Here is a 12,907-nt window from a genome sequence, read left to right on the forward strand (position 1 = left end):
AATATCGGGGAAATGCATTGGCTATGCATTAGGTCGACTCCTTATAAAGGCAATCTCTTATGCAGTAAATCTTTGTAAAAACATAAATAAATAACTTTAGGGAATATACGAACTGTATGTTTTCTGACCAGGAGCCGCCCATGAGCCCGTTGTCCATCGCTTCACCCCTCACGCCTCGGCGGCTCAAGCGCCTGCCCCTGGCCCTGCTGCTGGCCGGCAGTGCCGGCTGGAGCGCGAGCTGGGCCGAGGAGGCGCCGGTGCCCCAGGCGAGCCCGGCCAAGAGCAGCGCCAACAAGGCCAAGGCCGATGACGGCCAGTTGCAGACCGTGACCGTGACTGCCCGGCGCCGCGAGGAAAGCTCGCAGAACGTGCCCACGCCCATGAGCGTGATCGGCGGCCAGGCCCTGGAGAGCCAGCGGGTCTATCGCATCCAGGACCTGCAACAGCTGGTGCCCAGCGTCAACGTCGCCTACATGCATGCGCGCCAGTCCAGCGTGTCGATCCGCGGCCTGGGCAACAACCCGGCCAGCGACGGCCTGGAAGGCAGCGTCGGGCTGTACATCGACAACGTCTACCTGGGACGGCCGGGGATGGCGGTGTTCGACCTGATGGACATCGAGCAGCTGGAAGTGCTGCGCGGGCCCCAGGGCACCCTGTTCGGCAAGAACACCACCGCCGGGGTGATCAACATCAGCACCCGCGCGCCGAGCTTCACCCCCGAGCGCAGCATCGAGACCTCCCTGGGCGAGGATGGCTACTTCCAGACCAAGGGCACCCTTTCCGGGCCGTTGACCGATGAGCTGGCGGGGCGGTTCTCGGCCTATCGCACCCGCAGCGATGGCGACATCAAGAACGAGCACGACGGCCACGACCTCAACGGCGGTTCGCGCCAGGGCTTTCGCGGCCAGTTGCTGTACAAGCCCAACGAGAGCTTCAACCTGCGCTGGATCGGCGACTACAACGAAGAGGACTCCAGCGCCGGCACCCGAGTGCTGTACAGCACCGGGCCGACCATCAACGGCAGCAATGTCTATGAGTCGCGCGCGGCGGCAGCGGGGGCGACCCTGGTCAACGGCAGCCATCGCAAGGTCAACCTGGACAACGACCAGCACGTCACGGTGTTCCAGGGCGGCACTTCGCTGGAAGCCAACTGGACCCTGCCCAGCGACTTCACCCTGACCTCGGTCAGCTCCTATCGCTGGTGGAACTTCACCCCGCGCAACGACGATGGCCTCAATGTGCCGGCCACCTACAACGCCGGGGTCTCGGTGGAAGATAAGCAGTGGTCCCAGGAGTTTCGCCTGGCCTCGCCCAGCGGCGGGTTCTTCGACTACGTGCTGGGGGCCTACTACTTCGGCTCGGACCTGGATAACAAGTCCTTCGCCTACTACGGGCCCAAGGCCGACATCTGGAACGGTACGCCCAACGGTGCGTTGAACGACGTCACCAGCATCGGCAAGGGCAAGATCCGCACCGACAGTTTTGCCCTGTTCGCCCAGGGCACCTGGCACCTCACCGAGCGCCTGGATTTCACCGCTGGCCTGCGTGGCACCTACGAGGAAAAAACCGCCTCGGTCGGCCGCGACGCACCCCTGGGCGGTGTAGCGGTCACCGGGGCTGCGGCCAATGCCCGGCGTGGCCGGGCCGGGGCCTACGATTCCGGCGACCTGAACCAGTACAGCACCAGCCCCTCGGGGTTGCTCAACCTGAGCTACCGCTTCAGCGATGACCTGCTGGGCTATGCCACCTTGTCCCACGGCGAGAAATCCGGCGGGGTCAACCTGGCGGTAGGCTCGGCGCCCACGGCCGGCGCCGACTCGTTGCTGATCGGCACCGAGCGCGCCAACAACGCCGAGCTGGGCTTCAAGAGCACCCTGTGGGACCGGCGCCTGCAACTCAACGCCAACCTGTTCTGGACCCAGGTCAACGGCTACCAGACCAACGCCTACGACTATGGCAACCGCGTGCAGTACCTGACCAACGCCGGTTCGGTGCGCTCACGCGGGGTCGAGGTGGAAAGCACCCTGGTGCCGCTGCGCGGCCTGACCCTGAACCTCAACGGCTCCTATAACGACGTGCGTTACCTGTCCTACAAGGATGCCCCATGCCCGCCGGAGGTCAGCTTGCGTCCCGGGGCGCCGGCGTCCTGCGATCTCACCGGGCACCAGGTGGTGGGTGCTTCGAAATGGATCGCCAACGCCAACGGCGAATACAAGTGGAACCTGGACAACGGCCTGGAGGAGTACGTCACCGCCAGCTATGCCTTCCGTTCCAAGGCCGTGGGCACGGTGGAGGATTCCCAGTACGGGCAGATCCCCAGCTATGCCGTGGTCAACCTCTCCACCGGCTTGCGGGGCAACTACGAGCAGGGCCAGTGGGATGTCTCGCTGTGGCTGAAGAACGCTTTCGACAAGACCTACTACACCACCCTCTGGACCGGCGGCAACGGCGGCTATGAGGGCCTTTTGGGCACGCCGCGAACCCTGGGCGTGACCGGTCGCTACGACTTCTGATGTCCGCTTTCGCACCTGGCGCCAGGACTGCCGGCGCCCCTCAACCCGAACAGGAGTGCCTGCCATGCCACGCGCCACAACCCCCTTGGTCTTGTTGACCACCACCTTGCTGGCCGGAGCGCTGCACGCGGCGCCCAGCGTCTACCCCACTGGCGTGACCCGCTACGACCCGGCCAAGGCCTATAACCAGTACGTGATCTTCAGCGGGGCCGACAAGCAGACCCACTTGATCGACATGAACGGCAACGAGGTCAGGAACTGGCCCCAGGCCGGTTTTCCCTCGGCCATCATCGACCCGCAACTGGTGGGCGGCGAGCGCGGCCGGGTGCTGTTGCAACTCAAGGACAAGGACCCCGGCCCGCTCGGCTCGGCGGGCAACGGCCTGGGCAACCAGAGCGTCGGCGAGCTGGACTGGAACGGCAAGCTGGTCTGGCAATGGGGCGACCAGGCCCCCGGCGGCGCGGCCCAGCAGCACCATGACCAGCGCCGGTTGAGCAATGGCAATACCTTGGTGCTGGCCAACAAGGTGCACAAGGTGGTGGGCTTCAAGGTGCCCCAGGTGATCGACGACGTGATCTACGAAGTCAGCCCCGACGGCCAGGTCAAATGGCAGTGGCTGGCCTCCGAGCACCTCAAGGAGTTCGGCTTCACTCCCGCCCAGTTGAAATTAGTGCACGGCACCAGCAACCCGGATTACCTGCACATCAACAACCTCAGCGTGGTGGGCCCCAATCGCTGGTTCGACGCCGGCGACAAACGCTTCGCCCCGGACAACCTGTTGATCGATTCACGCAACGCCAACTTCATTGCCATCATCGACAAGCACAGCGCCAAGGTGGTCTGGCGCCTGGGACCGAACCTGGCACCGATCGAGCCCAAGAGCGCCGGCAAGCTGCCGCGTCCGGTGGACCAGTTCGTCGGTCAGCACGATGCCCACATCATCCCCGCCGGCCTGCCGGGGGCCGGCAACCTGCTGGTGTTCGACAACCAGGGCACGGCCGGCTACCCCTCGGTGCCCCTGGGGCTGATCGCCGGCTCCCGGGTGCTGGAGATCGATCCGATCAAGCGTGAAATCGTCTGGCAATACAGCGCCGCCAGTTCCAGGCAACCGGGCTGGGCCTTCTACAGCTCGTTCATCAGCAGCGCGCGGCGCCTGCCCAACGGCAACACCCTGATCGACGAGGGCATGAATGGGCGTTTCTTCCAGGTCACCGGCGCTGGCGAGATCGTCTGGGAATACGTCAGCCCCTACCTGGGCAAGGCCCCGGGCAGCGAGGCGGTGAGCAACTGGGTGTATCGCGCGCTGCCGGTGAACTATGACTGGGTGCCGGAGGGCACGCCGCGTTCGCAAACCGCCGTGCAGGCGCCAGAGCCGCAGCTGAAACAGGCCAGCGCCGGGATCTGACCCCGCGAGCTCCCCCTGGCGAAGGCGCTTGCCCGCTCAGAAGTAGAAGTACAGGCCGGTGTCCCGCTCCAGGGCCAGTCGATTCAGGGCGATGAGCCTGTGGATAAGTTCATCCCCGGCGGTCGCGGCCTGGGTGAGGATCGCCAGCGCCGTGGCGAGGTCGGCCTGGCCCTGGATCGAGGCGTCTTCGTAGTCGTCGATCAGGGTGCCCAGGGCGCGGTTCAAGCTCGGCAGCAGGTCGCTGCGCGACAGGCTCGCCCACTGCTCTGGGGACAGGGCCAGTTCCTCCAGGTCGCCCGGCAGGCACTGGTCCAGGTCCAGGCGTTGCATGGCGTCCTGGCTGGTGGGTACGACTATCCATCTACGCGGTGTGTTCATGGCTGCCACAACTCGACGAAGGCCTGGAAGTCGGCGGCCACCGGGTAGCGGTTGGCGCTGTCGGGGTCGAAGATTTCCACCGCCACGCGCGGGCTGTTGAAGTCCAGGCAGATCAGCAGGCCGCCGGCATCCCGGGCAATCGCCAGGCTGCCGGCGGCGAGCCCTGGCACGCGGCCAGGGCTGGCGTACCAGAGCAGGGTCCAGGGGTCGTCGTTCAGGCTGAAATCGAAGAATTCGCTGATGCAGGCGTAGCCGTTGCCATAGGCGAAGGTGCCGATTCCTGGCGTGGCGGCCTCGGCGTAGCGCACCAGCTCCAGGTACAGCGGCGGTAACTCGACGCCCAGGCGTTGTTGCACCAGGGCGATCAATTGTTCGTCTACCGACGACCCGGGTTCAATGTCCCAGGCATTCCAGTCCATGGTCATGGTTGTCCTGCGCCTTGATCGAGGGGCTGCGCCCGCCTGGGGGGCGGGCGGCGGGGGCGATTGTAGGCGTGGCGCCGCAGCGGTTGCAAAGCGCCTGGCAGGCAGCTACTTGCAGCTCTGGCCTTCGGGCAGGGTGACGCTGTAGTTGCGGTGCACCCGATTGCGAAAGTCCAGGTGATCCAGGCCCTGCTGGACCAGGAAGTCCTCGACCTTGGTGTCCTGGCAATCGTCGTTGGACGAGGAGACCCGCATCAGGAACACGGTGCGCAGGCTCTTGGCATCCTTGGCCTCGACGTTGAAGGTCGAGAGGGTGGTGTAGCCGGTGCGTTCCGAGCTGCCTACCGGGCCCCAGGTCATGGTCGGGGTGCTGTCGCATACCATGTTCTGGTTCTTTTTCGACGACGGTTTGCAGACCATCTTGGAGCTGCTGGGAACCTGGCCATAGTCGGTAGCGGTATAGCGGTAGCTGGATTTCTTGCTGCCCACGTCGAGGGCGATGTTCATGCGAAACGGCGGATGGTTCTCGGGCAACGGTTCATCGGTGAACACCTGCTTGAAGCCCATGCCATGCAGGGCTGCCACCATGTCCTTGAGGTAGTAGCGGGCGTTGAGGGCGTTGGCGGAGTTGGCACCGCTGACGGTCACCAGCACTGGGGCCTGGTGGTCGAAGTAGTAGTCGGGGGCCGGAGTGGCATTGAGTGCCACGTCGAGTTTGTTGGCGCAGCCAGTCAGCAGGCAGGCGAGCAGGAACAGCGGGTAGAGCAGGGTACGAGTCATGAGTCAGCCATTGAACAACGTGAGGACTTGGAAAAGGCTTTAACGGTCTGGACTCGATCAAACACACGCGAGGGGGGAGACGCAGTTTCAGTCTGCCTGGTACTCCAGCAGGTCGCCGGGTTGGCAGTCGAGTGCGGCGCAGAGTTTGTCGAGGGTTTCGATTTTCATCCCCTTGACCTTGCCATTTTTCAGCAACGACAGATTGGCCTCGGTAATGCCCAGGATGGCGGCCAGCTCTTTCGAGCGAATCTTGTTTTTAGCCATGACAACGTCAAGCCGAACGATAATGGTCATCTCATTGTTCTATATGTAGTGACTGTGCTCATCACTGAGGATTTTCGCGTCGCGCATGATAATGGAAAACGAGCACAGCAAGATTCCTTTGACCACTTCGTAAGCGGCGTAGGACGAGAAGCCTGCGGAGATCTGCAGGATGCGCTGGCCGGGCGGTAGATCGATGGACAGGGCCAGGCCTTGCAGGGTCTCCATCATCGGGAAGGTGGCCGGGGCGACGATCCACAGCATGCCCACGCGCCAGAGGATACGGATATTGCGATCACTCCAGGTTTCGCCTCGGGACAGGCGCAGGAAGAACACGCCGGTCAGCCACAGGGCGAAGCTGGTCAGCAGCAGTGGCAGGAAGTCCAGGATCACCAGCAGGGTGAAGCTCAGGGTGGAGAGTTTGAAGTCCGCTTCCAGCAGGCGCGGCGAGTGTTCGGCGAAGACCCCGAGCAGGGCACCCAGAACCTGGTCCTTGCTGTAGATCCAGAGCCCGGCGTTGCCACCGATTTCGACCACGCCCATGACCCAGGCCAGGATCGCGGCCAGCACGCCAACCCGGCGTAACCGGTATTGGGCGGAACCATTGGTTTGGAGGGGCATGCGGTATTCCTTGAAAAACTGTGGGGGTGGCGGATTATTGATAAATAATTATCGAATTACAATAATTTATTTCCCCTAATATTTTCCCGCGCTCCAACGTTTATTGCTTTGGCCCACTCCATTGAGTCCCGGTCGATGGCCGTTGGTTGCTGTTCATGGGTGACCTGCCGCAGCGCGTTGCTGGGTGTTGCGGGCGCTGTGCGCCCGGTCGCAGCCTCGCTGCGCTCGACAGCGGCTACAGGGTTGCGCGTAGCCGCTGCCGTAGGCTGCGCACGGCTCGGCACGAGCCGCCTGATGGACTCGGCCCCAGGCTCATGCGGCTTGTGCGGCGGGGTCGAAACCGGCCCTGGGCTGGTAGCTGGACGGGCTGAAGATGCGGGTCAGGAGCAGCATCGCCACGGCACCGGCGACCAACACCCACCAGGCACTGGTGAAGTCACCGGTGACCTGGCGCAGCCAGCCGGTGAGCCAGGGCGAGACGGCGTTGAGCAAGAACCCCACGCCCTGCACGAAGGCCGCCAGTTGCCCGGCCGCCCGGGGATCGCGGCGGTGGTCGAGGGTGAGGATCAGGCTCAGGCCGAAGCAGGCGCCCAGGCCGAAACCGATCAGCGCCACCCACACGTGCGGTGCTTGCAGCGGCCACAGCACCAGGCCGAGAAACCCCAGGGCCTGGGCGGCGAGGCTGATGCCCAGCAGGGGCCGACGATCGACGCTGCGTTGGGCCAAGGCGGGCATCAACAGCGCGGCGATGACCTGGAACACGGTCATGAACGCCAGCAGCGAACCGCTCATCGTGGCGCTCCAGCCCATCTGCAGGTAGTAAGCCGGGAGCCAGGCCACCATGCTCATGTAGCCGCAGTTCACCAGGCCGAAGTACAGCGCCAGCAGCCAGGCCCGGCGGTTGCCCCACAGGCTGTCGGTCACGGATCGGGCACCCGGGCGGCGGGCGGCTCCCAGGGGCAGGCAGGTCCACAGCAACAGCGCCGCCATGGCCGGCAGCAGCCAGACGCCCAGGCCCATCTGCCAGTTGGCGAAGTGCAGGGCCACTTGCGGGCTGAGCAGCGCGGCGAGACCGCCACCGCCCATCAGCGAGGCCGAGTACACGCCCATGGCCAGGGCTACCCGTTGCTGGAACTGGCGCTTGATCAACCCGGGCACCAGGGCCTGGATCAGCGCGACCCCGACGCCCCCCAGCAAGGCGCTGGTCAGCAGGGCCTGTGCCTGGCCGAAGTACAGGCGCGCCAGGCAGGCCAAAAGCACCAGCAGCAACCCCAGGGAGACCCCACGGCGTTCCCCCAGGCGCGCTTCGATGCGCACACCCAGCAGGGCCACCAGGCCCATGCAGATCACCGGCAGGCTGGTGAGCCAGGCGCTGCTCTGGAAACTCATGCCAGTGGCTTCGCGGATCTGGTTCAGCAGCGGGCTGACCGAGCTGAGGATCGGTCGCAGGTTCAGCCCCAGGCACACCAGCAAGGCCCAGCCAGCGAAGGTCTTGAACGCTGATTCAGTGCGCGCCATGACGGTCCTGCCAATCCTGGTAGATCGCGTTCATCGCCGCCTGCGGCAGGTGCTGTACAGGCAGCGTTTGGGTCGCCAGGGGCTGGCCCAGTTGTTCGTAGATCGCCGCGGTGGACAGGCCGAACGGCGCCGCCTGTTGGTTGCTGGCGGCGAACACTGCCCGGGATACGCCGCACAGGTACATGGCCGCCAGGCACATCGGGCAGGGCTGGCCGCTGGCGTAGATCACGCAGCCATCCAGGCGCGGCCCCAGTTGCTGGCTGGCGCTGCGGATCGCCAGCAATTCGGCGTGGGCGGTGGGGTCCTGGCTGAGGTGGATTTCGTTGACCGCCTCGGCCAGGACCTGGCCGTCACGCACCAGCAAGGCGCCGAAGGGCCGGCCGCCCTGCTCGACATTGCGCCGGGCCAGGGCCACGGCTCGTTCGAGGAAGTGTTGATCGTTATGCATGCAAATCTCCGGCGTGCGCCACGCGAATTCAGGAGGCCCCGGCCTCGCGCAGCAGTTGGGCAGTGGCCTCCTGGCCGCGTTGTTCGGCATGGCGCAGGGGGCTGATCCCGGCGCGGTCCGGCAGGTTCAGGTCGGCACCGGCGGCGATCAGCCGGCTGACGATGCGCTGGTGCGCCGGGCCGCCATCGGAGAGCAGGATCGCCTCCAGCAGGCAGGTCCAGCCCAGGCGGTTGACGTGGTCCAGATCGACCCCGGCGGCGATCAGCAACTCCACGGTGGTCTCGTGGCCGCGCTCGCAGGCCGGGATCAGCGCCGTGCCGCCGTAGCGGTTGGTGCTCTTGAGGTCGGCGCCATGGGCCAGGGTCAGCTTGAGGATCTCGTCGTAGCCGCTGGCACCGGCCAGCAGGTAGGGGCTGTCTTGCATCAGGTTCTTGCGATTGACGTCGGCGCCAGCCTCGATCAGCACCCGGGCGATCTCCACCTGGTTGCTGCGGGTGGCCAACAGCAAGGGGCTGCTGCCGTCCAGGCCCCGGTCGTCGAGCGGCGCGCCCTGGGCGACGAGCTCGCGTACCTGCTGCAACTGTCCGTTGCGTACCGCATCGAGCAACGCATTGTCGTTGGCCATTACCACCCCCGCCGTGAACAGACTGGCGGCCAACAGGCCGCGTTTGAGGGACAGGCTGAATGTCATGGAAACCTCCCGCTCCTGCTGATGAACAGCGAGTATGAGCAACCCCATGGGTATTCTGAAATTAAATATAATCATGCAAATCAGTGGCTATCAAAATGGTTTGGCAATGTTCGATCCCGTGTTGTTGCGCAGTTTCGTGGCGGTCGCCGACTGCCAGAACTTCACCCGCGCTGCCGAGCGCCTGCACCTGACCCAGTCCACCGTGAGCCAGCAGGTACGGCGCCTGGAGGAGAGCCTGGGTTGCCAGTTGCTGGACCGCGACCAGCGCCGGGTGGTGGCGACTGTGGAGGGCGAGCGACTGCTGGCCTATGCCCGGCGCATCCTGGCGCTGCACGAAGAGGCGAGCGACGTGCTGATCAACCAGCGCAGCGAAGAGGTACTGCGCCTGGGGGTGCCGGAAGACTATGCCGCCGAGCGCCTGATGCCGTTGCTGTCACGGTTTGGCCGCGACTACCCGGCGGTGCGCCTGGAGGTCACTTGCGGCCTGGGGCCGGAGTTGCTGCGCCAATACCGGCGTGGCGAGTTCGACCTGTTGCTGGTCAAGCAGATGGGCCATGGCGAGGACTGCCTGGACTCCTGGCCCGAGCCGCTGTGTTGGGCCGACAGCCTCCGGCAGCCGGCCTTCGGTCGCGAACCGCTGCCCTTGGTGGCTTTTCCGGTGGGGGGCTTGTACCGCCAGGAAATGCTCCATCACCTGGAAGTGGGCGGTTGGCCCTGGCGCATCGCCTATTCCAGCGCCAGCCTGGCCAGTGTCTGCTCGGCGGTGGGCGCGGGCCTGGGGATCAGCCTGTTGCCGGTGCGGGTGCTGGGCAAGCAGCACCGCATCCTCGATGCCGACAGCGGCCTGCCGGATATCCAGGGCGTGCGCCTGGCCCTGTATGCCGGCAGCGGCTTGAGCCGGGCAGGTAAGGAACTGCAGGAGAAGTTGCAAATTCTGGGGGCTGGAAAGTTATAGGTTGCCTTGAAATGGATATAGCTTATATGTCCTGTGCTGGGCTCTATAGCTATTTGATTAGTTTATTCAATAGTTTGGCTTGGACAACTTTATGAATGCCGACCATGCTGGGTTCGTGAGTTCTATCTGAACTTGCCTCATTGGAAGAAACCTTTAATTGCATAAGGAAACCAGCACTATGTCGAGCATCAATGGCACCTATGTAAACTCCAACGCTGACGCCCGCCTGGTCGTGACCGACGGCAACGATTCCAACGGTTCGTTCAGCGGTGAGTTGACCCAGGCCGGAGTCAAGTACAGCGTCGCCGGTCATTACCACTTCCAGAACAGCACCGGGCAGCCGACCATCATCAATGTCTCCGGCTATAACGACGGCTACGGTTACCAGGCCTGGGCGCTGTTCTCTCCCGACCACAACTATGCCCGCTTGCGTGCATCCGGGGCCCGCAGCAACTTCAGCGGTGATGTAGTTGGCTTGAGTGGTGAATTTCTCAAGCAGTAATTAGTTGCAAGTCCGGCAGCCGTCGGATATCCGCTATTTGATTTTGAATAGTGTGATATTCCGACGGCTTTGTCGTGCCTGGAGGTTTATGGTCCTGATGTTAGTTGCTGGGAAAGTGTCTTGGTTAGTTGTGGGAGTACTGTCGAGCGGGTGTTTTCGATGCCTTCAGGGAATATTTTTCATGCCGGTAAAGCATGGGTTTTCAGCGTGACGGCTACAGCCCTTGATTCACGGGGGCTGGAGCGTTTCGCTGATTTTCAATATTCCATATCGATCTATATATAACTTGAAAGATTACTTTAAGAGATAAGAGTGGGGCGCGGATCATTGGCCGGCGGCACCGTTGCGTGGGGGAGTCAGAGCGCTGGTGCCGGGTTATCCGCACAAGATCGTAGGGAGTGAATCAATGGGCAATGTCCAGACCGTCGCCAGTGCACAGGAGGTGCCATGGCGCCAGGCACCCAGCGGCGAGTTGGTCGACCTCGGTCGGCCGCATCGCTCGCCGTTGGGCCAGGCTCGCCTGCAGCGCACGCCCAAGGGGGTATTGCGCCGGCGCGAGGCGATCCTCCTGGGTGCGGCGGCCCTGGTATTGCACGGCGCGGTGATCTACTGGTTGAGCCAGAAGCCGACGCCGGTACTGCCGGTGGTACCGCCGGAAATCCCGCCCATGACCATCGAGTTCTCGCATCCGGCGCCGCCGGTGGTCGAGCCACCGCCTCCGCAGCCAGCCCAGCCGGTAGTGGAGCCACCACCGCCGGTGGAGGATGAGCTGGCAGTGAAGCCACTGCCACCCAAGCCGGTGCCCAAACCCAAGCCAAAACCGGTGCCCAAGCCTGAACCCAAACCTGCGCCTAAACCGGTGCAACAGGCTCCGGCAGCGCCCCAGCCGGCTGCTCCGGTCGCTGCCCCGGCTCCACCTGCGCCACCGGCCCCCGCTCCGGTGACGCCGGCTTCGGCCAATGCGGCGTACTTGAAGAATCCGGCACCGGAGTATCCGTCCCTGGCCCAGCGCCGGGGCTGGGAAGGCACGGTGTTGCTTCGGGTGCATGTGCTGGCCAGCGGCAAGCCGGGAGAGATCCAGATCCAGAAGAGCAGTGGGCGCCAGCAACTCGACGATGCGGCCCTGGCCGCGGTCAAGCGCTGGAGCTTCGTCCCGGCCAAGCAGGGCGACGTGGCCCAGGACGGCTGGGTCAGCGTACCTATCGATTTCAAGATCCATTGAGCCACAAGGCCCGATCCACACGCTTATAGAGGGAACACATCATGACGTTACTGGCATCTCCACTGGAATCGATCGAAAGCGCGGTGATCTGGCTGCTGGTGGTCTTCTCCGTCGCCACCTGGGGCCTGGCCCTGGTCAAGGGCGTGCAGTTCGCCCGCCTCAAGGCCCAGGATCGCAAGTTCCACAATCAGTTCTGGGCGGCGTCGAGCCTGGACTCGGCCGCGCCCCTGAGCGAAACCCAGCCCGGTGCGGCGGCCCGGGTGGCCCAGGCCGGCTATGCGGCGATCCAGGTGGGCGATGCGCCCCACGCCGCCGACCTGAGCCAGGCGATCAACCACCAGGACCGGCTCGAGCGTGCCCTGCGCCAGCAGATCGTGCGTGAGCGCCGCTCCCTTGAGACGGGCCTGGCGGTGGTCGCCAGTATCGGTAGCACCTCGCCCTTCATCGGCCTGTTCGGCACCGTGTGGGGGATCATGGAAGCGCTCAAGGGCATCAGCGCCGCGGGCTCGGCGAGCCTGGAAACCGTGGCTGGCCCGATTGGTGCGGCGCTGGTGGCCACGGGCGTGGGGATCGCCGTCGCGGTGCCGGCGGTGCTGGTCTACAACTACTTCCTGCGGCGCCTGAAGCTGACCGCCGCCGACCTCGATGACTTCGCCCATGACTTCTACAGCCTGGCGCAGAAGAGTTCGTTCCGCGTGCTGATCCATCCGGCTGCGCACAAGGTCGCGGCCCAGGGCTCCGGCCACAAAGTGAAGGAGGCCTCCTGACATGGCCTTCTCGACCCAGGATAGCGACGAGGTACTGAGCGAGATCAACGTCACCCCGTTGGTGGACGTGATGCTGGTGCTGCTGGTGGTGTTCATCGTCACCGCGCCGCTCTTGACCAATGCCATTCCCATCAACCTGCCCAAGACCGAGGCCGTGGCCCCGGTGGAGCAGAAGGACCCGCTGGTGGTGAGCATCGATGGCACCGGCAAGCTGTTCATCAACAAGGACGAGATCCAGCCGGATCTCCTGGAAACCAACCTGCAAGCGGCCAAGCAGAAGGACCCGGAAGTCCGCGTCCAGCTGCAGGCCGACGATGGCGTCAACTACGGCGAGGTGGCCCGGGCCATGGCGTCCATCGAGCGTGCGGGCATCACCAAGCTGTCGGTGATCACCGCCCGCTGATACCGAGCAACAAAGCCACGA

Annotated in this window: 15 protein-coding genes; 7 read left to right on the top strand and 8 right to left on the bottom strand. The window is 64.4% G+C overall.

The genetic code is table 11. The features are described from left to right. Positions 1 to 140 precede the first annotated feature (140 nt). A complete protein-coding gene (locus ATY02_RS02185; RefSeq protein ID WP_068580086.1) occupies positions 141 to 2,513 on the top strand; it encodes a TonB-dependent receptor in 2,373 nt (790 codons plus the stop codon). Between the two features lie 64 nt (positions 2,514 to 2,577). Next, positions 2,578 to 3,918 carry an aryl-sulfate sulfotransferase gene (locus ATY02_RS02190; RefSeq protein ID WP_068580087.1) on the top strand — a complete coding sequence of 447 codons (1,341 nt, stop codon included), beginning with the start codon at positions 2,578 to 2,580 and terminating at the stop codon, positions 3,916 to 3,918. A 36-nt stretch (positions 3,919 to 3,954) separates the two neighbouring features. Here ATY02_RS02190 and ATY02_RS02195 read toward each other — a convergent pair whose 3' ends face one another. The 8 genes from ATY02_RS02195 to ATY02_RS02230 all read right to left on the bottom strand — a co-directional run bounded on the left by ATY02_RS02195 (position 3,955) and on the right by ATY02_RS02230 (position 9,037). Continuing rightward, entirely contained in the window at positions 3,955 to 4,296 is a 342-nt protein-coding gene (locus tag ATY02_RS02195; RefSeq protein ID WP_068580089.1) for a hypothetical protein, read from the bottom strand. Next, complete coding sequence (locus tag ATY02_RS02200; protein ID WP_164823617.1) at positions 4,293 to 4,721, bottom strand: SMI1/KNR4 family protein; 429 nt, start codon at positions 4,719 to 4,721, stop codon at positions 4,293 to 4,295. Before ATY02_RS02200 ends, ATY02_RS02195 begins: the two co-directional genes overlap by 4 nt. Positions 4,722 to 4,826: 105 nt before the next feature. Continuing rightward, positions 4,827 to 5,498, bottom strand: a complete 672-nt coding sequence (locus tag ATY02_RS02205; RefSeq protein WP_068580091.1) for a hypothetical protein — start codon at positions 5,496 to 5,498, stop codon at positions 4,827 to 4,829. Positions 5,499 to 5,585: 87 nt separating this feature from the next. Further along, the gene (locus ATY02_RS02210) at positions 5,586 to 5,792 is read right to left on the bottom strand and encodes a helix-turn-helix domain-containing protein (protein WP_022643915.1); all 207 of its coding nucleotides are present in this window, start codon (positions 5,790 to 5,792) and stop codon (positions 5,586 to 5,588) included. A 9-nt stretch (positions 5,793 to 5,801) separates the two neighbouring features. Continuing rightward, entirely contained in the window at positions 5,802 to 6,380 is a 579-nt protein-coding gene (locus tag ATY02_RS02215; RefSeq protein WP_068580093.1) for a hypothetical protein, read from the bottom strand. 312 nt (positions 6,381 to 6,692) lie between these two features. After that, a complete protein-coding gene (locus tag ATY02_RS02220; RefSeq protein ID WP_068580095.1) occupies positions 6,693 to 7,898 on the bottom strand; it encodes a CynX/NimT family MFS transporter in 1,206 nt (401 codons plus the stop codon). Further along, positions 7,885 to 8,346 carry a nucleoside deaminase gene (locus tag ATY02_RS02225; protein WP_068580097.1) on the bottom strand — a complete coding sequence of 154 codons (462 nt, stop codon included), beginning with the start codon at positions 8,344 to 8,346 and terminating at the stop codon, positions 7,885 to 7,887. The genes ATY02_RS02220 and ATY02_RS02225 overlap by 14 nt, the downstream gene beginning before the upstream one ends. Before the next feature lie 28 nt (positions 8,347 to 8,374). After that, positions 8,375 to 9,037 carry an ankyrin repeat domain-containing protein gene (locus tag ATY02_RS02230; protein ID WP_068580099.1) on the bottom strand — a complete coding sequence of 221 codons (663 nt, stop codon included), beginning with the start codon at positions 9,035 to 9,037 and terminating at the stop codon, positions 8,375 to 8,377. A 106-nt stretch (positions 9,038 to 9,143) separates the two neighbouring features. Here ATY02_RS02230 and ATY02_RS02235 point away from each other — a divergent pair, with 106 nt between their 5' ends. From ATY02_RS02235 to ATY02_RS02255, 5 genes are all read left to right on the top strand, one after another. Continuing rightward, positions 9,144 to 9,992 carry a LysR substrate-binding domain-containing protein gene (locus ATY02_RS02235; protein ID WP_068580264.1) on the top strand — a complete coding sequence of 283 codons (849 nt, stop codon included), beginning with the start codon at positions 9,144 to 9,146 and terminating at the stop codon, positions 9,990 to 9,992. Between the two features lie 178 nt (positions 9,993 to 10,170). Further along, positions 10,171 to 10,494, top strand: a complete 324-nt coding sequence (locus tag ATY02_RS02240; protein WP_068580103.1) for a hypothetical protein — start codon at positions 10,171 to 10,173, stop codon at positions 10,492 to 10,494. A gap of 406 nt (positions 10,495 to 10,900) precedes the next feature. Then, positions 10,901 to 11,716 (top strand): energy transducer TonB, encoded by an 816-nt coding sequence (locus ATY02_RS02245; RefSeq protein WP_068580105.1) that lies wholly within the window; start codon positions 10,901 to 10,903, stop codon positions 11,714 to 11,716. 41 nt (positions 11,717 to 11,757) lie between these two features. Further along, complete coding sequence (locus ATY02_RS02250; protein ID WP_068580107.1) at positions 11,758 to 12,483, top strand: MotA/TolQ/ExbB proton channel family protein; 726 nt, start codon at positions 11,758 to 11,760, stop codon at positions 12,481 to 12,483. A 1-nt stretch (position 12,484) separates the two neighbouring features. Then, on the top strand, positions 12,485 to 12,886 hold the full coding sequence (locus ATY02_RS02255) for an ExbD/TolR family protein (RefSeq protein WP_053132759.1): 402 nt from the start codon (positions 12,485 to 12,487) through the stop codon (positions 12,884 to 12,886). The last annotated feature ends 21 nt before the right edge of the window (positions 12,887 to 12,907 follow it).

The organism is Pseudomonas sp. BIOMIG1BAC, assembly GCF_001705995.2.
Taxonomy (GTDB): domain Bacteria; phylum Pseudomonadota; class Gammaproteobacteria; order Pseudomonadales; family Pseudomonadaceae; genus Aquipseudomonas; species Aquipseudomonas sessilinigenes.

What these genes read in the sequence shown, in the direction of transcription:
- ATY02_RS02185 (WP_068580086.1), top strand. Translation starts at nt 141, where the DNA reads ATGAGCCCGTTGTCCATCGCTTCACCCCTCACGCCTCGGCGGCTCAAG.
- ATY02_RS02190 (WP_068580087.1), top strand. Translation starts at nt 2,578, where the DNA reads ATGCCACGCGCCACAACCCCCTTGGTCTTGTTGACCACCACCTTGCTG.
- ATY02_RS02195 (WP_068580089.1), bottom strand. Translation starts at nt 4,296, where the DNA reads ATGAACACACCGCGTAGATGGATAGTCGTACCCACCAGCCAGGACGCC.
- ATY02_RS02200 (WP_164823617.1), bottom strand. Translation starts at nt 4,721, where the DNA reads ATGACCATGGACTGGAATGCCTGGGACATTGAACCCGGGTCGTCGGTA.
- ATY02_RS02205 (WP_068580091.1), bottom strand. Translation starts at nt 5,498, where the DNA reads ATGACTCGTACCCTGCTCTACCCGCTGTTCCTGCTCGCCTGCCTGCTG.
- ATY02_RS02210 (WP_022643915.1), bottom strand. Translation starts at nt 5,792, where the DNA reads ATGACCATTATCGTTCGGCTTGACGTTGTCATGGCTAAAAACAAGATT.
- ATY02_RS02215 (WP_068580093.1), bottom strand. Translation starts at nt 6,380, where the DNA reads ATGCCCCTCCAAACCAATGGTTCCGCCCAATACCGGTTACGCCGGGTT.
- ATY02_RS02220 (WP_068580095.1), bottom strand. Translation starts at nt 7,898, where the DNA reads ATGGCGCGCACTGAATCAGCGTTCAAGACCTTCGCTGGCTGGGCCTTG.
- ATY02_RS02225 (WP_068580097.1), bottom strand. Translation starts at nt 8,346, where the DNA reads ATGCATAACGATCAACACTTCCTCGAACGAGCCGTGGCCCTGGCCCGG.
- ATY02_RS02230 (WP_068580099.1), bottom strand. Translation starts at nt 9,037, where the DNA reads ATGACATTCAGCCTGTCCCTCAAACGCGGCCTGTTGGCCGCCAGTCTG.
- ATY02_RS02235 (WP_068580264.1), top strand. Translation starts at nt 9,144, where the DNA reads ATGTTCGATCCCGTGTTGTTGCGCAGTTTCGTGGCGGTCGCCGACTGC.
- ATY02_RS02240 (WP_068580103.1), top strand. Translation starts at nt 10,171, where the DNA reads ATGTCGAGCATCAATGGCACCTATGTAAACTCCAACGCTGACGCCCGC.
- ATY02_RS02245 (WP_068580105.1), top strand. Translation starts at nt 10,901, where the DNA reads ATGGGCAATGTCCAGACCGTCGCCAGTGCACAGGAGGTGCCATGGCGC.
- ATY02_RS02250 (WP_068580107.1), top strand. Translation starts at nt 11,758, where the DNA reads ATGACGTTACTGGCATCTCCACTGGAATCGATCGAAAGCGCGGTGATC.
- ATY02_RS02255 (WP_053132759.1), top strand. Translation starts at nt 12,485, where the DNA reads ATGGCCTTCTCGACCCAGGATAGCGACGAGGTACTGAGCGAGATCAAC.